Below are 24,251 nucleotides of genomic sequence, written 5' to 3'. Positions count from 1 at the left end.
ATCCTCCTAAAAATTGAATGATATCAAGAATGTGGTTCCTTTGTCAGGTTCGCTGTACACTTCGATGACACCATTTCCTTTTTTCACAATTTCTTTCACCAGGTACAACCCGATTCCACGATTTTCTTTTTCTTTTGTAGAATAACCTCTTTCAAAAATTTGCGACTTCACTTCTTCCGTCATGCCGATGCCGTTGTCACTCACTTCGATCGCGAGGACTTCATCCCGGTCATCGATTGAAATGTGGATTTCTTTTTCGTCTTTATTGGCCATGATCAACGCATCAAAGGCGTTTTCAATCAAATTGCCCAATAATACCACAAAATCATGATAATCCAGCTTTTCAGGAAATCTGGTAAAACGGCTTTCTTTATCGATGGTAACCCTGATCCCCAATTCCTGTCCACGGATGATTTTGCCTAACAATAGGCCGGAGATATTCTCATTATAAATCCGTTCATTCAGAAATTTTGTGACATTATCATGTTGGCTCGATACTTGGGATAAGTATTCGAGCGCTTGTTTTGTCCGTCCTAAATGCAACAGCCCCGCAATGGTATGGAGTTTGTTTTTGTATTCATGGGTTTGGACACGCAATGCTTGTACATAAGCTTTGACGCCCGTCAATTCTTCCGCCATTTTTTTGAAGGCCGTCAAGTCTTTGAATACCGCCACGGCTCCCACCACTTGCCCATCTACGGAAATGGGGATGCGGTTGCTTAAAATGCTGTGGTTGTTCACAAAAATTTCCTGGTCATACACCGGTTTTTTGGAATACACAATTTCCGGCAGCCTTGTGTCAGGAATCACGTCTTCGATCCTTTTTCCGATGCATTGGGAAGGTTCCAGATCCACGCCCAAGATTTCGCAAGCCTTTTGATTAAAAATGGTGATCTTCAAATCCTGGTCGATGGCAATGATTCCGTCATGCATGGAATTGAAGGTTTCCGTCCGCTCCACATAGAGTTTTGCAATTTCATGGGGTTCAAGTCCAAAAATTTGTTTTTTGATATGCATGCCAAGGGCTTTCGCTCCAAATGCGCTAAACAACATTGACAGGGCAAAAGTGATTAAAATCTCATTTGAATACTCAGAAAAAAAGTCTGAGAAAGTGGGCAGCGAGTAACCGACCACTGTTACGCCAATTTGTTTATTTTCATCCATGATCGGAACAAATGCCCGCAACATGATTCCTTTTTCACCTTTTGCCTTTGAAAGATAATAATGTTCCGCAAAGGCTGCATTGATATCGGTGGACTTGCTTATTTGTCCGATTTGATTTTTGGACGGATGGGAATATTTGATCCGGTTCATATCCATCACAACAATATACTCCGCGCGGTTAATGGTGCGGATTTCGTCAACGATTTGATTAATTTTCTTTGACGCCTCACCGAAGTTTTCGTTTTGGAGAGAGGTTTTCAATTCGGGCAGATTGGCCACCGTTCTTGCAACGAGCATGGCCCTTTGCCCAATTTCTTTTTCCCTTTCCTTTATCATACTACCAAGGACAAAACTGCCCGCAATAAAAAAGGAGAAGGCAATAATGAAAAAGGTGAGGAACATGATTTTCGAATTCATTGATAATTTTCTTCTTTTCAATTCATTGCCCTCCGAACGCATTTTTGCCATAATGGCTATAATCATATTATATTACAGTGGCTATGGTGAAACGTATGAAATATTTTGTGGGTAGCGCAGTTTTGACGATTCTGTTTGTCATAGGATTGATCGCATATCAGCAAGGGGCATTTTCAAAAGAAAAAATAGCCTATGATGATGAACAAGTGGGATTGGATGATCAAATCATCATCAATTTCAGCCATGTTGTGGCGGAAAATACGCCAAAAGGGATGGTGGCCAAAAAGTTTGCGGAACTGGTGGAAGAAAAAAGCGGGGGCCGGATCATGGTGAAAGTGTATCCTGACGGCATGTTGTACAGCGATTATGATGAATTGGAAGCCTTGTTGGATAATGAAGTGCAAATGATCGCCCCGACCACTTCCAAAATGACCGAACGTTTGCCAAGTTGGCAGGTGCTGGATTTGCCCTTTGTCATCGAAACCAACGAACAGTTGAAGGCCGTTTTGACCGGGGAGTTGAGCGGCAAGCTGTTGGAAGAATTGTCAAAGCTTCATATCAAAGGGCTCACTTTTTGGAGCAACGGATTCAAGCAAATCTCTTCCAACCAACCGATTATCCGTGCGGAAGATTTCAAAGGGAAACAGATCCGGACGATGGGCAGCGATATCATTAAAGAACAATATCGCAAGCTAAATGCGGAGCCGATCCCTTTAAATTTTGATGATGTCTATTATGAAATTCAAAACCAGTTGATTGATGCCCAGGAAAACACGATTTCGAATATTTATTCGAAAAAATTTTATACAATGGAAAATCACATCACCCTTTCCAATCATGGCATCATGGCCTATGCGGTGATGATGAATGAAAATTTTTGGAATAGTTTAACGGAAGAGGATCAACAAATCATCATCGAATCATTGGAAGAAATGCAAGAATGGCAATTTGAGTTGGCTGAACGGATCAACGGGGAATTTTTGGAGAAGCTTTATAAAGAACCGAATGTGGAAATAATCCAATTGAATGAACAAAATAAAAAGCAATGGATGCAATCTGTCAGCCCCCTTTACGAATACTTTAATCAAAAGGGGAATGGCACATATTTCAATCTGCTTCTGCAAGATATCGATAAAGTGGAAGATTTTTGAAATTGAACAAAATGAACAAAATGAAGGTTTCCTTGAAAAAGGGGACCTTTTTTATTTTTGTTATATAACAAAAGAATTGCTTTAAAGATCAGTCATATAACACGCAAACCCTTGAAACATCAGGGTTTTTAAGGATTCTTCCGGATAATGAACAAAACAAACGAAATAACCTTTATAAACGAAAAACTAATTTTCAAATAATTTTTATTATTATAGATTCAAGCATAACAACAAATCAATTTTTGACGGGGATGATGATATGAAAATATTGAAAAATCTTACAGTTCAAGTGATTATAGCAATCATCTTGGGGATTATTGTAGGGGCGGTTTGGCCTGAATTTGGGGCAAAGTTGAAGATACTTGCGGATTTATTCATTAAATTGATCAAGATGTTGATTGCCCCAATCATCTTTTTGACGGTGGTCGTTGGAATCGGCAGCATGGGGGATGTAAAGAAGGTCGGAAAAATCGGCGGCAAAGCGCTAATCTATTTTGAAATCGTTTCCACTATTGCCCTTGCCATTGGAATCATCGTTGCACTAGTCATTCAACCAGGTAAAGGATTGGATACCTCTGCTGCAGGAAATGCCGACATTTCAAAATACACTTCGGCGGCTTCCGAATCGGAGCACGGGCTTGCCCATTTCATTTCCAGTATTATACCTGACAACTTTGTAGGGGCATTGGCCAATGGCGAATTATTGCCGACGTTGTTTGCGGCGGTGTTGTTTGGACTTGCGGCGGCGGCTGTCGGAGAGCGGGCGAAACCTGTGATTACCTTTTTTGAAAACGTTTCAGAAATCTTTTTCAAAATTGTCGGCATGGTGATGATCTTTTCACCGATTGGGGCATTTGGTGCAATGGCCTATACGATCGGCAACTTCGGAATCAAGTCTTTGGCAAACTTGGGGCTTTTAATGGTTTCCGTTTATACGACCATGTTTATATTTATCGTGTTCATTTTAGGTTCCATCGCCAGATTTTATGGCATCAATATCTTAAAATTTATTGCCTATATCAAAGAAGAAATCTTCATCGTCATCGGGACATCTTCATCTGAATCGGCATTGCCGTCTTTGATCAGAAAGTTGGAACAATTTGGTTGTTCCAAACAAACAGTCGGATTGGTCGTTCCAACCGGCTACTCCTTCAACCTGGATGGAACAGCGATCTATTTGTCGATGGCAACTTTATTTATCGCGCAAGCTTATGGCATTCATTTAACATGGGTACAAATTGTTACCATCCTGGCCGTGTTGATGATTACGTCCAAAGGGGCTGCCGGGGTGACGGGCTCCGGATTTATCACACTTGCGGCGACACTCGCGGCATTCCCGATGATTCCGATTGAAGGGATCGCCCTGTTGATCGGTGTGGACCGCTTTATGTCAGAAGCCCGTTCCGTGACGAATTTGATAGGGAATGCGTTATCAGCGGTCGTGATTTCAAAATCGGAAAAAGAATTTGATGTGGCGAAATACGAAGAATTGAAACAGCACAAATTGGAAGCCCACTAATAAGAAAAAGGCTTTTAAGAAGGTAAAGAACTTTCTTGAAAGCCTTTTTTCCATTAAACTAGTTGAAGGGTTTGAATGTGGGAGAGATTAAAATAAGTGAGTTTCGATTTTCCGTTTTCTATACTGATCAACTGATTGTTTACATTGATGACTTTCCCGATGTGGGAAAAATCTTTCCCCAAATTCAATATAGCCATTTGATTTTTCAATTCAGCAAGCTGGGAAACGAAAGTGCTTTGAAAGGTTTCATCGTTTGCCGATGCGAAATGCTGAAATTCTTTCTCGCTAAGGCCATAAGGTAATTGGTTCAAATGTGGTATCAGCCATTTCAAATGGTACTGGGCAATGTACATCCTTTTGTAAACAGGCGACTCGAATACAAAATAGTCGTCTTTGATGGTTGTGATCACACCATGCAGGGGTTCGTTTTTGGCGACCATGATTTCCACGTGGATGCCCTTCGCCAATGTGAGTATATTTTTTAGTGTCAAATTTTGGTTGACCCGCGAAATAAATGCCGGGATTTCTGATGGAGTTTGAATATTATTTTCGTTTTCGAAATCTTTATAGAATGATTGGATATGTTCAAATGGTATATAGACAAATTTATTCCCATCATATAACACGATGAGTTCATCACTGGAATCGACAACGGAGCCGTTTAAGTGTTTTCCGCCAGATATTTCAATGACGATAATCTCTTTTTGCAGACTTTGGAATATGTTCCTTCCTCCTTTCCAATACTGATCTTTCTCTTGTTATCCCGCATTCCAGAAATGTTAAGTACTAGACATTATATTATGAGTCGTCTTTTTATATTCCAGTTTGGAAAGGCGGCAATTGATAAAATCCGCACGCAAAAGCTGTAATCATTGTTCTATGACATAGGGTGATGTTACAATATAACTTATGTTAGGAGGGACGAAACATGTCGAACTTTACAGAATTTCAATTCAAACCATTTATTATGGATGCCATTCAAAAGCTCGGCTTTAAAGAACCAACTCCGATTCAGAAAGAAATGATTCCGTTGATTCTGGAAGGGAAAAGCGCCATTGGGCAAGCCCACACAGGGACCGGGAAAACCCATGCCTTCTTATTGCCGATTGTCCAAAGAATCGATACGGGCAAACAGGAAGTGCAAGCGGTGATCACTTCGCCGACGAGGGAATTGGCGACTCAAATATATGAACGATTGAAAGAAATTATCGAAGGCACGGAAATTACGGCGAAATTGCTGATTGGCGGCACGGACAAGCAACGATTGATGGAAAAGCTGAAAAACCAACCCCACATCGTTGTCGGAACGCCTGGACGAATTCATGATTTGGTGAAGGAAAATGCCCTTCTTGTCCACAAAGCGCCAATTTTGGTGGTGGATGAAGCGGACTTGGCTTTCGACATGGGATTCATTGAAGAAATCGACGGTTTTGCGGCGCGCATGCCGGAAAAGCTGGAAATGTACGTTTTCTCAGCGACCATCCCCGTCAAGTTGCAGCCATTCCTCAATAAATATATGGAATCCCCAGCGCACATCAAAATCAATGACCGGAAACCGGTGGCGGAAGGGATAGAATTTTTCCTTGTGCCGATCCGATCCAAAAACCGGTCGGACAAACTGCTGGAAGTTTGCAAGACTATCAATCCGTTTTTATGCCTCATCTTCTGCAATACGAGAAAAACGGCGGATGAAGTGGCAAGCTTCCTATCGGAAAACGGCATCCGCACAGGGGAAATTCATGGGGATTTGACGCCAAGGGAACGCAAGAAAATGATGAAGCAAATCCGCGACTTGGAATTCCAGTACATTGTCGCAACGGATTTGGCAGCCCGGGGCATTGATATCGAAGGCGTTTCCCACGTAATCAATTATGAAATTCCTGAAGACTTGGAGTTTTTCGTCCACCGCGTCGGACGAACAGCGCGCGCGGGTCTGGAGGGAACAGCCATCACCCTGTATGGTCCGGATGATGAAGATGCTTTGGACCGCATTGATGAAAAATTGGGCATTCCATTTAAACATCGCGACGTGAAGGATGGGGAATGGATTGAATTAAAAGACCGTCAAGCCCGCAAAAAACGCGTAAAGCAGGAAGATGAATTGGACAAAGTCGCAAAAGCGCTGGTGCGAAAACCGAAAAAAGTGAAGCCGGGTTATAAAAAAGCGATGCAGAAGGAAATGCAGAAAATCAAGAAGAAATTGAAGAAGAGTAAGCGGTAGAAAGAGGGAAAAGGAGAATGTTAATCGGTTCACACGTATCCATGAGCGGCAAGAAAATGCTGCTTGCCGCCAGTGAAGAAGCGGCATCCTACGGGGCAACAACCTTCATGATTTATACAGGGGCCCCTCAAAATACGAGAAGAAAAGCCATTGAAGAATTGAATATCGAAGCGGGCTTGCAACATATGAAGGAACACGGCATTTCCGACATTGTGGTCCATGCCCCTTACATCATCAACATTGCCAATACGGTAAAACCGGAAGTCTTTGCTTTGGGTGTGGAATTTTTGCAAAAAGAAATTGAGCGCACGGAAGCGATCGGTGCCACACAAATCGTTCTCCATCCAGGTTCCCATGTGGGGGAAGGGGAAGAAAAGGGCATCAAAAAAATCATCGAAGGGCTGAATGAAGTGCTCTCCGTGGATTCCAACGTGCAAATTGCATTGGAAACGATGGCGGGGAAAGGTTCCGAATGCGGTAAAACTTTTGAGGAACTGGCGCAAATCATCGACGGCGTGACGAACAACGAGCGTCTTTCCGTCTGCTTTGATACATGCCATACCCATGATGCGGGCTATAACATCGTTGAAGATTTCGATGGCGTGTTGGAGGAATTCGATAAAATCATCGGCCTCGACCGCATCAAAGTCGTACATATCAACGACAGCAAAAACGAGCGCGGGGCAAGAAAAGACCGCCACGAGAATCTGGGCTTTGGCCATATCGGATTTGATGCGCTCAACTACATCGTCCATCATGAAGTGTTCAAAGACATCCCAAAAATTCTTGAAACGCCTTGGGTCGGTTCTGATTCGAAAAATAAAAAGCCGCCATATAAAGAAGAAATTGAAATGCTGAAAACCGGGGATTTCCATCCGGAATGGATTGACGCATTGCGCGGCTGAGAGCGAGGAAAACACCTCGCTCTTTTTTTGATTGAGGTTTGGCGAATATATTGATTCATTTGACTAATATACATCGGGGCTATTATGTTTCGGAGTTTGCCTATTATTGGCTTTTGGGGCGGCATGTTTTTAGAGATTGGCTAATAAATTGAATCCTTTGACTAATATTCATCGGGGAATGGCTATTATGCTCACGGGTTTGACTATTATCGGCCTTTTTGCATGGCGTTTTTTCATCTTTGGCAATTAAGTTCGCCAATTTGACTATTTTCCCTTAAAGAATGGCTATTATGGATTCTTTTCTTTAGTCAATTTTCAATATAAAAGAAGGCAAACCAGCCATACTAAAATGCAAATGATTTTTTTGAAGGTGGCTGGCATGATTAAAAGATATACGGCTTTAATTACAGTTCTATTTATGTTTTGCTATGTTCATCCCATTCAGGCAAAGTCCCTGAACGAAACAATCCAGCAATATTTGGGCACGGATAATATAAGCGTGTCCATCAGGGATCCGGAAACCGGTGAAATAGTGTATGAAAAAAATGGGGATGTCGGGATGAAACCGGCTTCCACATTGAAATTGCTGACGGCTGCAAGCGCATTGCATACATTGGGGGAACTGCACCGTTTTCAAACAGATGTGTACACCGATGGCAAAATCGAGAACGGTGAGCTGGTGGGCAATCTTTATTTTAAAGGACGCGGCGATCCCACTTTTCAAAAGAACAATTTTTTGCAAATTGCAGATATATTGAAGGTATTAGGAGTTCATTCCATACGGGGTAATCTATATGGCGATGATTTGCATTTTCAAGGTGCGGCCCTTTCTCCAGGGATTGCAAAAGACGATGAAAGCTATTATTACGCACCGCGGATCAGCGCTTTGACGATGTCGCCAGATCAGGATTTTGACGCCGGTACCATGATTGTTCATGTCAAACCGACGGAAATCGGGAACAAACCGATGATTGAATTTGAGCCAAATGATTGCGGCATGATTTTCATCAACCAGGCAAAGACGGTTGCTTCAAATGAAAAAAATACCATTGAAATCATCCGGAAACACCGATCCAATGAGGTTGTCATTTCAGGCAATATTCCTGTTGGAGAGCCCCATAAAGATTGGGTGACCTTATATGATCCAACCCTTAATACGCTTATTGCATTCAAGAAAACGTTGGAAGAAGCGGGTGTTTCATTTTATGATACGGCCATTGAAAGAAAAGCGGTACCGAAAAATGCCGTCTTGCTTTATACAAAACATTCCTTGCCATTGGAAGTTCTTGTCCATCCTTTTCTGAAATTGAGCAACAACAGCATTGCGGATATTTTAGTCAAAACAATGGGGCAAACGGTTTACGGACACGGGGATTTTAAAAGCGGATTAAACGTGATCCGGTACTATGGGGAACAAATTGGATTAAATATGGAATTTTGGCAGTTGGAAGATGGTTCGGGCATTTCCTACAAAAACCGGACTACGGCCAATGAGTTGACCAATTTATTAGTAATAGTCCGCCACGAACCCTATTTCCCCATCTTTTTCAGCAGCTTGCCTGTTGGAGGGGAAAAGAAACGGGAGATCGGGGGATCATTGAGGGAACGGTACTTGGATGATCATTTGAAAGGCCGTGTATTTGCCAAAACAGGGCATATATCCGGAGTGTATACCTTGGCGGGATACGTGAAGGCCAAAAGCGGGAAAATGTATGCCTTTGCCGTGATGACCCAGAATCAACAGAAAAATAAAATCAAAGACATTGACAAAGTGGTGGAAGCGATGATGGAACAGTATTGATAAGGCTGAATGTGCGTATTTGGAGTTTTTTTTAGATGGCGGATAAGTTCTTTAACTTGGCTGATATCCCAATGCGGGAAGCTTAAAATAATTGGCTCGGCGGATAAATTTGCAACTTTGGCGGAAAAGCACTGCAGAATGGCGGATATTCGACTGATTTTGGCGGATATTACAATGCCGGGAAGCCTAAAATAATTGGCTCGGCGGATAAATTCATAACTTTGGCGGAAAAGCACTGCAGAATGGCGGAAATACGCCCAATTTTGGCGGATATCCTATTGCCGAGAAGACAAAAAAATTGGCTCGGCGGATAAATTCATAACTTTGGCGGAAAACCAATGCAAAACGGCGAAAATACGCCCGATTTTGGCGGATATCCCATTACCGAGAAGACAAAAAAATGGGCTTGGCGGATAAATTCATAATTTTGGCGGAAAACCAATGCAAAACGGCGGAAAAATGCCCGATTATGGCGGATATTACAATGCCGGGAAGCCTAAAATAATTGGCTCGGCGGATAAATTCATAACTTTGGCGGAAAAGTACTGAAGAATGGCGGAAATACCTCCGATTTTGGCGGATATCCCAATGACGGGAAGCCTAAAATAATTGGCTCGGCGGATAAATTTGCAACTTTGGCGGAAAAGCACTGAAGAATGGCGGAAAATCCTCCAATTTTGGCGGATATCCTATTGCCGAGAAGACAAAAAAATTGGCTCGGCGGATAAATTTGCAACTTTGGCGGAAAAGCACTGAAGAATGGCGGATATTCGACTGATTTTGGCGGATATTACAATGCCGGGAAGCCTAAAATAATTGGCTTGGCGGATAAATTCATAACTTTGGCGGAAAAGTACTGCAGAATGGCGGAAATACCTCCGATTTTGGCGGATATTCCATTGCCGGGAAGCTTAAAATAATTGGCTTGGCGGATAAATTCATAATTTTGGCGGAAAAGCAATGCAAAACGGCGGAAATACCTCCGATTTTGGCGGATATTCCATTGCCGGGAAGCCCAAAAAATTGACTTAGCGCAAATATGACCGATTTCCATCTCATCACAACATAGTCGAAGCAAACCTTCCTCAATTACTTGTTCAAACAAAAAGAGCGAATGGGGGATAGTCCCTTTCGCTCTTTTTGTGCGCCCGGCATGTACATGAACTATAGGGTGTAAGTCCCGAACCCCGAAGACAGAAGTAGAGGTTAGCCAAGAGCAAGGGTGTCCGTGGTGACGCGGAATCTGAAGGAAGCTGGAGGCAAAACACCGGTCCGAGGAACACGAACCTCATATAAGGCTAGGTATGATTGAGTGAGTTTGCAAAACAAAACAAAGCTCTTTCTGTCGAAGGTCATATCGAGTAGATGAGGCGGATAGATGGTGTGAAAGTGCATGTACTTACCCGGGGAGGTCTGGCGGATAGGTGAAGTACGCTTCATAACCTACTTAGTGATAAGTAGCTGAACCGTCAGAAGTCAGCAGAGGTCATAGTATTAGTTGGTCTAGAACAACTAAGAAGGACCGAACAATTAAGAGAGAATAGCCCTTGGCATTCAGTGAGTCATGATGAAAACAGAAAACGTAGTACCTCACTTGAGGAAGGAAGCGGTGAATCCCGTGGGGGACCTCTTGGAGGGTGGAGTGACCACTGGCATAAAGAGAACAGCTATTCACGGAAGGAGAATAACGATGCTTTTGAATCAAATCCTGTCACGGGAGAACATGCTTCAAGCACTAAAACGTGTAGAACAGAATAAAGGAAGCCACGGAGTAGATATGATGCCCGTACAAAACCTACGACAGCACATAGTCGAAAACTGGCTATCTATTAAGGAGGCAATTCTCAAGGGAACTTATGAACCAATGCCAGTCCGCAGAGTCGAAATCCCGAAACCTGACGGCGGTGTTCGTTTACTAGGAATCCCTACCGTAACAGACCGTTTGATTCAACAAGCAATCGCCCAAGTACTTTCAAAAGTGTATGACCCTACATTCTCTGAAAACAGCTACGGATTTAGACCAAACCGAAGTGCCCATGATGCGGTGAGGAAAGCGAAAGAATATATAAGAGATGGACATCGATGGGTTGTAGATATGGACTTGGAGAAATTCTTTGATAAGGTCAACCATGACAGATTAATGGGTACACTCGCGAAGAGAATCCAAGATAAACCATTACTGAAATTGATTCGTAAGTATTTACAATCGGGAGTCATGATTAATGGTGTGGTGTCAAGCACATTAGAAGGAACTCCACAAGGAGGACCATTAAGTCCGCTACTATCTAACATTGTACTAGATGAACTAGATAAAGAATTGGAAAGAAGAGGACACAAATTCGTTCGATATGCGGATGACTGTAACATTTACGTGAAAAGTAAACGAGCAGGACTTCGCACAATGGCAAGCATTCAACGATTCATTGAAGGAAAACTACGACTGAAAGTAAATGAAAAGAAATCAGCGGTCGACCGTCCATGGAAACGTAAGTTTCTAGGATTTAGCTTTACCTATCATAAAGAGCCAAAGGTTCGTATCGCAAAAGAAAGCCTTAAACGAATGAAGAATAAAGTTCGTGAAATCACATCACGCAAGATGCCCTACCCGATGGAATACCGCATTCAGAAACTGAATCAATATCTAGTGGGATGGTGTGGATATTTTGCGTTAGCAGACACCAAATCTATATTCCTTGAATTAGATAAATGGATTCGTAGAAGACTTCGAATGTGTCTATGGAAGAACTGGAAGAAACCGAAAACAAAGACACGCAACCTTATTCAGCTTGGCGTACCACAATGGCAAGCGTATGAATGGGGAAATACTCGGAAGAGTTATTGGCGTATTTCAAATAGTCCAATATTACACAGAACCCTTGGTAACTCCTATTGGAGAAACCAAGGGTTGGAAAGTCTTGAAGCTCGTTATGAAAACTTGCGTCAATGATCTTAATTGAACCGCCGTATACGGAACCGTACGTACGGTGGTGTGAGAGGACGGGAGTTAATCGCTCCCTCCTACTCGATTAGTTATCTCAAATCATCCAGCATCTTCTTATATTTTTTAAATTTCTTCGAACCCAATATTCGCTCGGCTTCTTTCAAAACCCAATCCGGTATTCCCGTCACAAGCCAGGTGATGTTGGCCTTTTGAGCCAGTGGCCGGAGTTGCCGGATCTCCTCAATCGTCAAATCCACTCCGTATTGCTTCGCCATTTTCCTGATTTCGTTATCGGATTTCGATAATAATGACTCCCAAAATTCAATAATCTGATTCATCTCGTCATCCTTTCCATTGATCAAGCAAGAAACCTTTACAAAGATACGCAAATCTCGTATACTTACAAAATGTAAATCGTAATGATTATGAATTAGAAAGAAGAGAAACGATGAAAAAACCTTTTGTCGAGTTGAAAAATGTTTCGTTTAACTATGGATCGGATCCCGTTTTAAATAACGTTTCTATAACAGTGGATGAAGGGGATTTTTTAGCCCTTGTCGGTCCGAATGGTTCGGGAAAATCCACTTTATTGAAAATTATTTTAGGGTTGCTGAAAGCCAAAGGAGAAGTAACGCTTTTTGGCGAACCGGTTTCTTCATTCCAGCATCGGGAATGGATTGGATACGTTTCGCAAAAATCCAATTCTTTCAACACCGCCTTTCCGGCAACCGTGAAGGAAGTGGTGCAAAGTGGATTGACGAAAAAAGCCGGATTATTTAAACGGTTGCCAAAGGATGCAAATAAACGGGTGCATGAAGCTTTGGCTGCTGTCGGAATGGAGCAGTTTCAACACCGCAATATTGGCGAACTTTCCGGCGGCCAACAGCAACGGGTGTTTATTGCGCGGGCATTGATTTCTGAACCCAAATTGCTCGTTTTGGATGAACCGACAGTCGGCGTGGATATCAAACAGGTTCAATCATTTTATGATATGTTGGGAGAATTAAATAAGAAACACAATTTAACCATCATTTTGGTTACTCATGATATTGAAACGCCTTCCAACCAGATCAGTCATGTGGCATTTTTGAATAAGCGCATTCTTTTTTACGGAAACATGGAAGAATACAATCAAATTCCAAAAGAACAAATTTATGAGTGGTACGGTCATTCCGTACGGGCGGTGTAAGGAGAGCGGGTATGTTAGATGCAATCATTCATTATGAATTTTTACAAAATGCTTTTATTGCTGGAATCATTATAGGTTTCATTGCTCCTCTGTTGGGTGTGTTTATTGTGGTCCGCAGAATGTCCCTGATTGCCGATGCGCTCTCCCATGTCACTTTGGCGGGGATTACGGGGGGATTATTGGTTAATCAGAATCTGGCCGCATTGGGTTTCCTCAATCCCATTTATTTTGGAATAGCGGCCAGTGTGCTTGGTTCCGTTTTTATTGAAAGGTTACGGGCTTTATATAAACATTACGAAGAATTGGCGATTCCGATCATCATGTCCTGCGGAATCGGCTTGAGCGCCATCTTTATTTCCCTGGCCAATGGTTTCAGCACCGATGTGATGGGCTATCTTTTTGGCACGGTTTCCGCCGTTTCAAGACATGATTTATGGATCATCCTCGCCATTGCTTTCATTGTGTTGTTATTTTTGGCATTCTTTTTTAAAGAAATGTTTGTGTTATCCTTTGATGAAGAGTATGCAAAAGCGTCAGGGCTTCCGGCGAAAATGATCCATTTTCTGTTCATGGTCGTGGTTGCATTGACCATTGCCGCAAGCATGCGAATTGTCGGGATCCTGCTTGTTTCTTCATTGATTACGCTGCCTGTTGCCAGTGCAATGCGGTTGGCGAAAGGGTTTAAGCAGACGATGATTTATTCGGTTCTATTCGGGGAATTGGCGGTGATCGCTGGATTGATTTTGGCCTTCTATTTGGATTTGGCCCCGGGCGGAACCATTGTCGTGACTTCGATTCTGATTTTGATTATCGTCATCTTGTTCAAAAAAGCGGTTCGGAAGGAGGCGCAGCAATGAACCGGGAAAAAGCTTGGGAAATATTAAAAGCGAATGGATACAAAAAAACGGATAAACGGGAGCTCATTTTATCGATGTTTGAAGCGACCGATAAATATTTGACTGCCCGGGATTTGTTGGAAGTGTTGAAAAAGGATTATCCTGGCATGAGTTATGATACGATTTATCGGAATCTCGCAACCTTTGTCGAGTTAGGGATATTGGAAGAAACCGAATTGAATGGGGAAAAAAATTTCCGAATGCATTGCGAAGTGGATCACCATCATCACCATTTCATCTGTTTGAAATGCGGAATGGTGAAGGAAGTATCGTTATGCCCATTGGAAATGATGGAATCCATGCTACCAGGTTATTCCGTTGAATCTCATAAATTTGAACTCTATGGAAAATGTCCGGCATGTAATGTATAATTTTTCTTATGATGCAAACAAAGGGGCAGAAGAAATACCATTTATAAGCAAATCTGTTCCTGGAAAATAAAGAAATAAAGAGGGATAAGAAATGAAGCTGAAGAGAATCTATTTTTTACTTGCACTTATACTTGCCTTGGCATTGGCAGGATGCGGCAAGGATGATGAAGCGGCGCCAAAAGAAACAGATGCCAAAAAATCCGGCGATTCATACACGGTGGTGGATGATCGCGGGGTGGAAATCACATTTGATAAAGTGCCTGAAACCGTCATTTCGTTGCAGCCAAGCAATACGGAAATTTTATTTGAATTGGGCGTTGGCGACAAAGTGATCGGTGTGACAGATTACGATAAATGGCCGGAAGAAGTGCAAAACATTGAAAAAGTATCCGACACAATCAATGTGAACTTGGAAAGGGTCATTGAATTGAATCCGGATGTGGTATTTGCCTACACAATGGGCGGCGAGGAACAAGTGGAGCAGTTGGAAAGCGCGGGATTGAAAGTGTTTGTCATCCAATCCGCCAGCTCCATCGAGGATGTGTACGGCGACATTGGACAAATTGCCCAAGTGATGGGCGTTGAAGACAAAGGTAAAGAATTGGTTGAAAAAATCAAAGATCAGTTTGCCGCCATCAAAGAAAAAACAGATCAAATTAAGCAGAAGAAAAAAGTCTATTTTGAAATCGCGCCCGCTCCGGATATTTGGTCCATCGGTTCAGGCACATTCCAGCAGGAGCTGATCGAAGCGGCCGGTGTTGAAAATATATATGCGGATCAACAAGGCTGGTTTTCCGTAACAGAAGAAGATCTCATCAACCGGAATCCGGATGCCATCATTACAACAGTGTATCATGCTGAAAATCCTGCGGAAGAAATCAAATCCCGACAAGGTTGGGAATCCGTGACAGCGATTAAGAATGGGGATGTCTATGAATTGAATGCGGATATTTTGGACAGACCTGGCCCACGCATTGCGGAAGCGGTGGAATTGATCGCAAAAACGATTTATCCGGAATTATTTGCAAAATAATCCGACAAAAAGAGCGAAGAATTTTCGCCCTTTTTTTTTATGGGTATTGAGGTGGTGCATATCTTCACCCAATGTCCCCCTATGGATAAATTTGAAAATCTAATGTTGCTGTTTTTTGATCACAATGACAAATAGGCTTGCCAATATACAGAAAATGCCTGCCATAAAAAAAGCCCATGTATATGTATTAAAATATTTATAGACCAGTCCTCCCCCGTAGGCGGCGAAAGCGGCGCCAGCCTGGTGGGCAGCATATACCCAGCCGTAAATGACCGCACTCTTCTGCACGCCAAAAATTTGCCTTGAAATATTGATGGTTGGAGGCACCGTGGCAATCCAATCCAAGCCGTAAAACACGGTAAATACAATAAGCCAGGCAATGTGGCCGTTCATTAATAAAAATGGTAGCACCACTAAAGAAGTTCCTCTTAAAAGATAGTAACAAAATAGCAGCCACCGATTATCAAAACGGTCAGACAGCCAACCGGAGAGCGTCGTCCCCAAAATATTAAAAATCCCCATAAAAGAGAGCAGTGAAGCGGCGGTGACAAGCGGAATCCCAAAACTGATGCAATAGGATACAAAATGGGTCCCGATCAGCCCCATTGTTGAACAGCCGCAAATAAAGAAACTTCCGGCCAACAACCAAAATTCTTTTTTCTTTACGGCTTCAGCCAATCCCCCAAATGCTACCACGACAGGATTGCCATGTTGGGTATTCTTTGTTTCCTCCATCTCCTCAAGTTGGCCATAGGGTAAAATCCCCATTTCCTTGGGCGAATTTTTCATAAAGAAAAAGATGATCAGGGTCATTACCATCAGGATCGCAATGATGAACCCGATTGCCCAGCGCCATGAATAATTTTCAATAATCATCGCCAAGATGGGTAGCAATAGTAACTGGCCCGTTGCGGTGCTCGCTGCCAGGATCCCGGTGGCAAGCCCTCTTTTTTCCTTGAACCAATGATTCGCCACATAGGGACTTAATACGGTTAATAACAGACTGGAACCGAGACCAAGGATTGTTCCCCAGATGATAATCAAATGCCAGGATTGTTTCATGAAGAAGGTCGAAAAGAGCCCGGCCAGCAAAATTCCCATTGAAGCGAGCATCATTTTCTTCAATTTCCATTTTTCCAATAAGGCGGCCATAAAAGGGCCAGCCATTCCGTAGAAAAGCATGCAGATCCCAAAGGAAAGGGAAATGATGGAGCGGTCCCAGCCAAATTCTTTCTCAAATGGGGTCAAGAAAACGCCTGAGGATGAAACCACGATTCCTGCTGTCAGAATGGAGAAAAATGAAATGATTAATATAACCCAACTATAGTGAATGCGTTTCAAGGTGACCCCGCCTCTCAATCAATGATTCTTGTTTTAAACCGCCCGTCCAACATATGACGGAATTTTCTGATAACAAAAGGGTGGAAAGGATAGATTCAGGCATTTCTTTCCGCCCGGCTATCCTTATATAGTGTTGCTAGGAAACGATCAATTCGCGCTTTCCATCGGACGCTTTTCCTTTTTTGCAAGGAAGAAGGAGAGAAGAAGGCCGACCGCACCGAAAAGCATCGCAACGAAAAAGGCGATTTTGATTCCTTTAAAGATCCCATCGTGTTGGATATTGCCAAAACTCATGACGGTCACAAGCAATGCGGCGAAAATGGAAGAGCCGACTGTACGGATCGTGTTATGCATGGCCGTGCCATGGGCAATGAGTTCATGTGGCAATGAATTGATCCCTGCTGTCATCAAAGGCATGGAAAGCAGGGCAAATCCCAGCATTTGAACTGTAAAGATCGCGGAAATAGCGGCAAATGACGTATCCTGGCCGATGAAATTATACAGAATGGTTGCCAGTACAATACAGCTGAATCCGATGATGGCAAGCCCTTTTACGCCGAACCGGTCAAACAGCTTTCCGGAAATCGGCGACATGGCACCGGTAATGATGGCACCTGGCAAAAGCATCAATCCGGAGGTGAGGGCCGTGCCTTGTCGGACATTTTGAACAAAAATCGGCAAGATGGTTTCAATGCCGATCAGCAACCCGAATACGACGATGGAAAGAATCGTCGTCAACGTAAATTCCTTGGATTGGAACACGGTGAAATTCAACATCGGCTGGGACAGTTTAAATTGTCTCCGGATAAAAAAGAATAATGAGATGGAGCCGATCAGGATGGAAAGGATGACATTCAGCCCCGTCCATCCATAAGTCCCCACCATACTTGTCGCGTAAAGGAGGCCGCCCCATCCAAAGGAAGATAAAATCACCGATAACACATCCAGTTTCCGTTCATGCTGTGTTGTCACATTCTTCATTAAAAAGATGGCAAGGACGAATACGATCAGTGTAATAGGCAAAACGGTATAAAATAAAAATCTCCAGGAAGTGTGGTCAATGATCCATCCTGCAAGAGTCGGTCCGATAGCCGGAGCAAAACCGACCACCAATCCGCTCATCCCCATCGCTGCGCCGCGTTTTTCCACGGGATAGATGGAGAAAATCACCGTCTGCATCAACGGCATCAACATACCCGCCCCGATGGCCTGAACGATCCTTGCAACGATGAGCAGCCAAAAATTCGGCGTGACGGCACCAATCAAGGTTCCAATGGCAAAAATGCCAAGAGCAAAAATTAATAAAGCTTTGCTGCTATATTTTTCAATCAGAAAGGCGGTAATGGGAATCATGACGCCATTGGCCAGCATGAAGCCCGTTGTCACCCATTGGGCCAGTGTCGGACTGACGGAAAATTCTTCCATGATAGATGGCAATGCCACGATGAGCAACGTTTGATTCAGCAAAGAAACAAAAGATGCCGCAAGCAATATACTGACAATCAAATTCCGATTATATGAAACACTTTTCATAGTTTCCAAAGCTGCAATTCTCCTTTTTTTCAAATGAAAAGGAAATAATAAGAAAATCTTAAATTAAGTGAGAATAGAAATCAAGCAAAGAGAAAATAATCGCATGTATGGAATATCTTTCTTCGAACATAATAACAACAAAAACATGAAACATTCAGGCAGGTGATTGGATTGTCACCGTTCTTCAAGAAAAGCAATCATAAGACAGATCAAACGTCCATTTATCCGGTGAGCAAGATAGTGAACGAATATAAGGATAAACAAATGACAGGCATTCTGGATGACAATGTCCGCCTGCTGAAAGAGATTTTTCATAAGGATATGGATTATTCTTTGCGGACCTTTGAACTTTTTCAACATAGACATGCCGCCATTGTTTATCTGAATTCCTTGGTGGATCAAGAGGTCATCAATCATGACGTCATAAAACTATTGCAACATTATGAAGCTCCTGAAAAAGAACCCTTGGACATCCTAAAATTTCTCATCGACAATATCCTTTATTTCAACGATGTAAAAAAAGTGAAAGACTTTTCAACGATTATAAGCTCCATTGTGCAGGGAAAAGCGGTTGTTTTTATCGACGGGATCGCTGAGGCGCTGGAACTGGATGTTGTAACAAAAGAAAAAAGGAGCATCGAGGAACCGGAAACGGAACGGGTGGTACGGGGACCAAGGGACGGTTTTATCGAACATTTGTCCACGAATGTTGCCTTGCTCCGTTACCGCCTGCCCATTCCGGAATTCCGGGTGGAAGAATCGGAAGTGGGGGCGAGAACGAAAACGAAAGTGGTGGTTTGTTATATCGAGGATATTGCCCAATGTCATCAACTTAACGTTACATTTAATGGAAAATAATATTTAATTTAACTTTTATAAAATTAGGTAATAAGCCTCTTGTAATTTTAAAAAGGCCCCCAAAATCGTTTTAGAATCCAATTTTTGGTTAATAAAACGAGGATGGTGGTTTTTTTGAAAACAAAAAGTACTTTTTTAGGGGCAATTGAGATTACTCGAAAGTTGCTGAATGATGTGATGTTTATGCTTGAATCTCGGACAAAAGAAACGTATTTTACACGAAAAGAAAAGAAGTTAAATTTTAAAAATACTATTCTATTTAGCTTAAACTTTGTTAAAAAGAGCCTCCAAATTGAACTTGACGACTTTTTCGACAAATTTAATTTATCAGAAATTAGTATTTCCAAACAAGGCTATTCAGCCGCACGAAAAAAGATTTCTCCTCTCGCTTTTGTAAAACTTACAAAAGCGATTGTGAATTGGTATTATGAAGAAAATTCCTTTAAAACTTATCGTGGATTTAGACTTTGCGCAATCGATGGAAGTGTGCTCCAAATTCCTGATACTGAGGAGCTTCGAAATTATTTTGGGTATGGAAAAAATCATAAGACAAGTTATGCAAGAGCTAGTGCCTCTTGTATTTACGATCTTGAGAATGGAATCATTATTACTTCTAGAATCAATCCATATAAGGTAGCTGAGCGAGATAGTGCAAAGGATATGATTGAAGAACTCGTACAAATTGGATTAAAAAATGATCTTTTTTTATTTGATCGAGGGTATCCATCGAGAGATTTTATTGCCTATTTAGATGCCCTTGGTATCAAATATGTGATGCGATGTCAAAAAAATACGATAAAGGAAATTGTCGAAGCGAAAGATGCTGATCAAAACATTCATATAATACATAGGAAACAAGTGATTACTGCTCGTGTAGTTAGATTCCCACTGGATTCTGGCACGGAAGAAATACTTGTCACAAATTTAACCGAGGAAGAGTTTGATATCTCTGAGTTTAAATCTCTTTATTTTAAACGCTGGGGAATTGAAACAGAATATAATGATGTGAAAAATAAAATCGAAATAGAAAATTTCACGGGTAGTTCGAAAATCGCAATTGAACAAGATTTCTATGCATCAATATATTTATCGAATATGGTCAGTTTATTGAGAAATGATGCCAATGAAACAATTAATGAGGAGAGTAAGAAAAAAAGACGAAAACATGATTATCAAGTAAACACAAATATCTTAATAGGAAAATTAAAAGATAGGATGGTTCACTTATTATTAGAAGATTGTCCAATCAAAAGAGAGAGAATGTTTACAAAAATCATGAAAGTGATTATAAGAAATAAGACACCTATTCGGTTTGGGAGAAGCTACCCACGAAGGAATGGTCTGTCCTCAACAAAGTATTCCCTAAACCAAAAAAGGTGTCTATAAACAATACATAGGATAAATATAACCTATTTGTTTATTAAATGTAAATAAATTAGGGGCTTAAAAAAATAAAAATTTAAGCCCCGGGCATCCTATTGCCTTTTTTAGCCGATTTTAGAAAATTATCAACACTTTGTAGGTTGAATAGTATTTTTAAAAGTAGACAACCAGATGGTTGCCTACTAACTGTAAATTATTGGTTGTATAAGTTTCTGACATTGGGATATTGCCAACCCCACATTGGTGGAAGAAATGAAAAAAAGAATCGATGCGATTGAAATTGATGGGGTTCTGGACTCCGGTTATGCGGAGCAATTTCTTGAAGATAATCCGTTATCGCCTTTTCCCCAATTGATCAATACCGAAAGGCCGACCAAAGTGGTGGGAAATCTTTTGGAAGGCCGTGTGGCGGTAATGTTTGAGGGGAGCCCATCCGCGCTGATCGCACCCGCCACGTTTAATCAGTTTTACCATACAACGGAAGATTACAATGAACACTGGGTCATTTCTTCATTCGTGAGAGTTTTCCGGATTCTCGCCCTTTTGTTTTCATTGACTTTTTCTTCCCTTTATGTGACAGTCATTTCTTTTCATCCGGAATTGATTCCGGCGAAATATGTCGTTGCGGCTTCCAGCGGGCGGCACAGCATTCCGTTTCCCGTCGTCCTTGAAGTGTTGATGTTGGAACTCGCCATGGAAGTGTTGAGGGAAGCTAGTGTGCGGATGCCGCAACAAGTCGGCGGGGCCTTATCCATCGTCGGGGTGCTCGTTGTTGGACAGTCAGCGGTGCAGGCGGGATTTGTCAGTCCCATCACCGTTGTCATCATTGGAATGTCCACCATCGGATCCTTTGCGATTCCCTCATATAATGCGGCCAATACGTTCCGCATGCTGCGTTTTCTTCTCATTATTTTGGCAGGCACCCTCGGTTTGTTGGGGCTCGCTTTAGGTCTTATGGTTGTGGTGAATCACATACTGTCCTTGCGTTCCTTCGGTGTGCCTTATATGGATCCTTATGCGCCATTAAATATGAAAGCGATGAAGGATTCCATTATCCGGTTTCCGTTCTATAAATTAAAAAAGCGGCCTTCCAATATTCATCCGCAAGATAAAACACGTCTGGGAGAAATGGAAAAGCACTATACCAATTACAATTTCCTCGATAAAGAAGAAAGGGAAAAAATATGAAACATACCGATTCAATCAGTTCCATTCAAATGGCCATCATTATTGCAAGTTCAATCATTGGGGTATCCTTGTTGGTATTGCCAAGGTTCGTTGCCTCCAAGGTGGGGGAAGCGGCGATATTGGCAAGCGTTGTCGGGCTGTTGATATCATTTTTGAGTGTCCTTGCAATCACTTTATTGGGCAGGAAATATCGAAATTATACCATCATCGGATGCAACCGATTAATATTGGGGAAATTTGTGGGCAATTTGATGAATTACATGATCATCCTTTTGACCATTTTCCTTATGGGGCTTGAGGTTCGGCAATTTTCGGAAGTGCTTGCCAGCGGTTTATTGCCGAACACACCGATCGAAATATCCATCGCTTTAATGATCATTCTTTGCGCATTGGTCGGCTTCCGCAATGTTTCCACCTTCGCTTATATTCATACGTTCTATTTGCCTTTTTTATTGATTCCGATGGTCTTTTTTATTCTTGCCTTTGAAGATATGGAAAGTTATCATTTATTGCCCATTTTCGGCCATGATTTATCCTTTTTTGAGTTTATGTCCGGTGCTTTCGAGATGTCCTCCGCAATCACCAATTTTTTTGTAATCTCCTTGTTGATCCCTTATATAAAGGATAACGAAAGCATGGTAAAAAACGGGATTTGGGGTTTCTTCCTGGGCGGGCTCGCCATCTTGTATACCATTATCATTGCTCTTGGCGTATTCGGGGTGAAAGAGCTGGAGCAAATTCATTGGTCGGCATTGTCGTTGAGCCGGGTGATCGAAATACCGGGAGAAATATTATCAAGAGTGGATGCAATCATTCTCATAACATGGATTTTTGCGGTTTTTACCACATTGCTGTCTTACTTTTTTGTCATTGTCCGGGGAACCGCAGAGATTTTTCGGACGAACCGATTTGCCTTTATTTCAACGATTATGATCCCCATCATATTCGTGGTTGCCTTAATTCCAAACAATGTATATGAAATTTTTGAATATGTCATCACCATCGCTAAAATTGTGACAGTTCTCTTTATATTGCTTCCGTTCGGTTTGATCGTCATAGGCCGTTTCCGGAAAAAGGTGGGAGTGCAATGAAAAGGGTCCTATTATTTATGGCTATCATTCCAATCCTGATGTTGTTGAGCGGGTGCTGGGACCGATATGAGCTGGAAGAAAGGGCGATGATTCTTGCCATCTCCATCGATGTTACCGATGATAGGGAAGAAGTGGAAAAGTATGAAGTGACCCATTCGAAAGGGGATTTTCCGGTTCGTGAAGATCAAAAGTATTACAAACTGACGGCCCAATTGGCGGTTCCGGGAAAAATCATGCTCGGTCCCGGCGGTGGAGAAATGAATTCAGAAGATACGGACTGGCTGTTGGTCACATACGGCTATACGATGAAAGATGCGCTGTCCAATTTGCAACAGGAACTGGCTGCGAAAATATATTTGGGACATATTCAAATTATTGTCGTCAGCGAAGAAATCGCGAAAAACGGAATCAGTGAGATCATGGATTTTTTGAGAAGGGATTATGAAGTTCGGAGAAGCGCCTGGCTCATGATTACAGATGGGGGGGAGGCCCAAGATATATTGAATGCCACGCCCCCAATCCAAACGGTACCTTCTTTATATTTATCCAACACATTGAAAGATGCGGTACGATTCGGAAAATTGCCGAAAGAGTTTTTGGGGAAGATATGGATCGATTTTTCGGATATCGGGGTGGATGCCATGATTCCCCTCGTCAAATCCATGGGGGATCATATTCTCGTGCATGGGCTCGCGTACTTTAAAGGAGATAAGATGGTTGGAAAACTGACACCGACCGATACAGGTGCCATATTGGCGATGCAAGGCATGAATCCCGCAGGATATTCGAACGTTGTTGAAACGGAGGATCAAAGCGGAGTATACCTTATCAAGCCGCAAAGAAGAAAGTCGAAAATTTCGGTGAAACTGGTGGATGGTGAACCGAAAGTGACCATCAATGTGAAAATAGAAGGGTTTGTGGAAGAACAAAATCATGTAAATGATTTAAGCAAAGACAGGCTGGAGGAGCTCGAAAAGACTTTATCCAACTACGGTGAAAAAGCATTGTCCAAGCTGATGAAAAGACTTCAGCAAGATGAATCGGATATTCTTGGAATTGGAGCGAGGGTGAGGGCGAAATATCCGAAATATTGGCATGAAAAGGTCAAAGACGATAAGGGCTGGTATGAAGTGTACAAGGATTTGGATATTCAAATTCATTTGGATTATAAAATCCGTCGTGTCGGCATGGAATGGAAATAGGAAATTTATTTGATTCAGGCTGTCCTTTCAATGATATACTCATTGTT

The 24,251-nt window shown here is 42.1% G+C and carries 20 protein-coding genes and 1 pseudogene; 15 read left to right on the top strand and 6 right to left on the bottom strand.

Going from position 1 to position 24,251, the window contains the following annotated elements:
- Positions 1–6: 6 nt before the first annotated feature.
- Positions 7–1,581: a sensor histidine kinase gene (locus NST13_RS04535; protein ID WP_342471288.1), complete on the bottom strand. Its 1,575-nt coding sequence runs from the start codon at positions 1,579–1,581 to the stop codon at positions 7–9.
- Between the two features lie 95 nt (positions 1,582–1,676).
- Between NST13_RS04535 and NST13_RS04530 the strand changes: the two genes are divergently transcribed.
- Together NST13_RS04530 and dctA are read left to right on the top strand one after the other, a co-directional pair.
- Positions 1,677–2,732 carry a DctP family TRAP transporter solute-binding subunit gene (locus NST13_RS04530; protein WP_342581529.1) on the top strand — a complete coding sequence of 352 codons (1,056 nt, stop codon included), beginning with the start codon at positions 1,677–1,679 and terminating at the stop codon, positions 2,730–2,732.
- A gap of 259 nt (positions 2,733–2,991) precedes the next feature.
- Complete coding sequence (dctA, locus tag NST13_RS04525; RefSeq protein WP_342469225.1) at positions 2,992–4,251, top strand: C4-dicarboxylate transporter DctA; 1,260 nt, start codon at positions 2,992–2,994, stop codon at positions 4,249–4,251.
- A gap of 53 nt (positions 4,252–4,304) precedes the next feature.
- Here dctA and NST13_RS04520 read toward each other — a convergent pair whose 3' ends face one another.
- Positions 4,305–4,877 carry a DUF2642 domain-containing protein gene (locus NST13_RS04520; protein WP_342469226.1) on the bottom strand — a complete coding sequence of 191 codons (573 nt, stop codon included), beginning with the start codon at positions 4,875–4,877 and terminating at the stop codon, positions 4,305–4,307.
- A 302-nt stretch (positions 4,878–5,179) separates the two neighbouring features.
- On the opposite strand from NST13_RS04520, the gene NST13_RS04515 reads away from it, so the two are divergent.
- The 3 genes from NST13_RS04515 to dacB all read left to right on the top strand — a co-directional run bounded on the left by NST13_RS04515 (position 5,180) and on the right by dacB (position 9,178).
- Positions 5,180–6,472, top strand: a complete 1,293-nt coding sequence (locus NST13_RS04515; protein WP_342581528.1) for a DEAD/DEAH box helicase — start codon at positions 5,180–5,182, stop codon at positions 6,470–6,472.
- 17 nt (positions 6,473–6,489) lie between these two features.
- The gene (locus tag NST13_RS04510) at positions 6,490–7,377 is read left to right on the top strand and encodes a deoxyribonuclease IV (RefSeq protein WP_342469228.1); all 888 of its coding nucleotides are present in this window, start codon (positions 6,490–6,492) and stop codon (positions 7,375–7,377) included.
- Positions 7,378–7,756: 379 nt separating this feature from the next.
- A complete protein-coding gene (dacB, locus tag NST13_RS04505) occupies positions 7,757–9,178 on the top strand; it encodes a D-alanyl-D-alanine carboxypeptidase/D-alanyl-D-alanine-endopeptidase (RefSeq protein ID WP_342581527.1) in 1,422 nt (473 codons plus the stop codon).
- Positions 9,179–9,968: 790 nt separating this feature from the next.
- Here the strand turns inward: dacB and NST13_RS04500 are convergent.
- Complete coding sequence (locus NST13_RS04500; protein WP_342581526.1) at positions 9,969–10,283, bottom strand: hypothetical protein; 315 nt, start codon at positions 10,281–10,283, stop codon at positions 9,969–9,971.
- A gap of 585 nt (positions 10,284–10,868) precedes the next feature.
- Between NST13_RS04500 and ltrA the strand changes: the two genes are divergently transcribed.
- Positions 10,869–12,125 carry a group II intron reverse transcriptase/maturase gene (gene ltrA, locus NST13_RS04495; protein WP_342471176.1) on the top strand — a complete coding sequence of 419 codons (1,257 nt, stop codon included), beginning with the start codon at positions 10,869–10,871 and terminating at the stop codon, positions 12,123–12,125.
- Between the two features lie 83 nt (positions 12,126–12,208).
- On the opposite strand, the gene NST13_RS04490 is transcribed toward ltrA, so the two are convergent.
- Positions 12,209–12,457 carry a hypothetical protein gene (locus NST13_RS04490; protein WP_342469231.1) on the bottom strand — a complete coding sequence of 83 codons (249 nt, stop codon included), beginning with the start codon at positions 12,455–12,457 and terminating at the stop codon, positions 12,209–12,211.
- A 110-nt stretch (positions 12,458–12,567) separates the two neighbouring features.
- Here NST13_RS04490 and NST13_RS04485 point away from each other — a divergent pair, with 110 nt between their 5' ends.
- The 4 genes from NST13_RS04485 to NST13_RS04470 all read left to right on the top strand — a co-directional run bounded on the left by NST13_RS04485 (position 12,568) and on the right by NST13_RS04470 (position 15,608).
- On the top strand, positions 12,568–13,308 hold the full coding sequence (locus NST13_RS04485; RefSeq protein ID WP_342469232.1) for a metal ABC transporter ATP-binding protein: 741 nt from the start codon (positions 12,568–12,570) through the stop codon (positions 13,306–13,308).
- A gap of 11 nt (positions 13,309–13,319) precedes the next feature.
- The gene (locus NST13_RS04480; RefSeq protein ID WP_342469233.1) at positions 13,320–14,165 is read left to right on the top strand and encodes a metal ABC transporter permease; all 846 of its coding nucleotides are present in this window, start codon (positions 13,320–13,322) and stop codon (positions 14,163–14,165) included.
- A complete protein-coding gene (locus NST13_RS04475; RefSeq protein WP_342469234.1) occupies positions 14,162–14,575 on the top strand; it encodes a Fur family transcriptional regulator in 414 nt (137 codons plus the stop codon). Before NST13_RS04480 ends, NST13_RS04475 begins: the two co-directional genes overlap by 4 nt.
- 91 nt (positions 14,576–14,666) lie before the next feature.
- On the top strand, positions 14,667–15,608 hold the full coding sequence (locus NST13_RS04470; protein ID WP_342581525.1) for a cobalamin-binding protein: 942 nt from the start codon (positions 14,667–14,669) through the stop codon (positions 15,606–15,608).
- 99 nt (positions 15,609–15,707) lie between these two features.
- On the opposite strand, the gene NST13_RS04465 is transcribed toward NST13_RS04470, so the two are convergent.
- Together NST13_RS04465 and NST13_RS04460 are read right to left on the bottom strand one after the other, a co-directional pair.
- Positions 15,708–16,949 (bottom strand): MFS transporter, encoded by a 1,242-nt coding sequence (locus NST13_RS04465; protein ID WP_342581524.1) that lies wholly within the window; start codon positions 16,947–16,949, stop codon positions 15,708–15,710.
- A 147-nt stretch (positions 16,950–17,096) separates the two neighbouring features.
- Positions 17,097–18,482, bottom strand: coding sequence for a DHA2 family efflux MFS transporter permease subunit (locus NST13_RS04460; RefSeq protein WP_342471291.1), 1,386 nt, complete (start codon positions 18,480–18,482; stop codon positions 17,097–17,099).
- 240 nt (positions 18,483–18,722) lie between these two features.
- On the opposite strand from NST13_RS04460, the gene NST13_RS04455 reads away from it, so the two are divergent.
- The 5 genes and pseudogenes from NST13_RS04455 to NST13_RS04435 all read left to right on the top strand — a co-directional run bounded on the left by NST13_RS04455 (position 18,723) and on the right by NST13_RS04435 (position 24,204).
- Positions 18,723–19,340, top strand: a complete 618-nt coding sequence (locus tag NST13_RS04455) for a spore germination protein (RefSeq protein WP_342581523.1) — start codon at positions 18,723–18,725, stop codon at positions 19,338–19,340.
- 114 nt (positions 19,341–19,454) lie between these two features.
- Positions 19,455–20,726, top strand: a complete 1,272-nt coding sequence (locus NST13_RS04450) for an IS4 family transposase (RefSeq protein WP_342581522.1) — start codon at positions 19,455–19,457, stop codon at positions 20,724–20,726.
- Between the two features lie 222 nt (positions 20,727–20,948).
- Positions 20,949–21,911 (top strand): annotated as a pseudogene (locus NST13_RS04445) (spore germination protein); the annotation flags it as partial.
- Positions 21,908–23,002 carry an endospore germination permease gene (locus NST13_RS04440; RefSeq protein WP_342581521.1) on the top strand — a complete coding sequence of 365 codons (1,095 nt, stop codon included), beginning with the start codon at positions 21,908–21,910 and terminating at the stop codon, positions 23,000–23,002. The pseudogene NST13_RS04445 and the gene NST13_RS04440, both read left to right, overlap by 4 nt.
- Positions 22,999–24,204, top strand: a complete 1,206-nt coding sequence (locus NST13_RS04435) for a Ger(x)C family spore germination protein (RefSeq protein ID WP_342581520.1) — start codon at positions 22,999–23,001, stop codon at positions 24,202–24,204. Before NST13_RS04440 ends, NST13_RS04435 begins: the two co-directional genes overlap by 4 nt.
- The last annotated feature ends 47 nt before the right edge of the window (positions 24,205–24,251 follow it).

This window comes from Ureibacillus sp. FSL W7-1570, from assembly GCF_038593265.1.
In the GTDB taxonomy this organism is placed as follows: Bacteria; Bacillota; Bacilli; order Bacillales_A; family Planococcaceae; genus Ureibacillus; species Ureibacillus suwonensis.
This window is presented reverse-complemented; position numbering and strand designations above follow the sequence as displayed.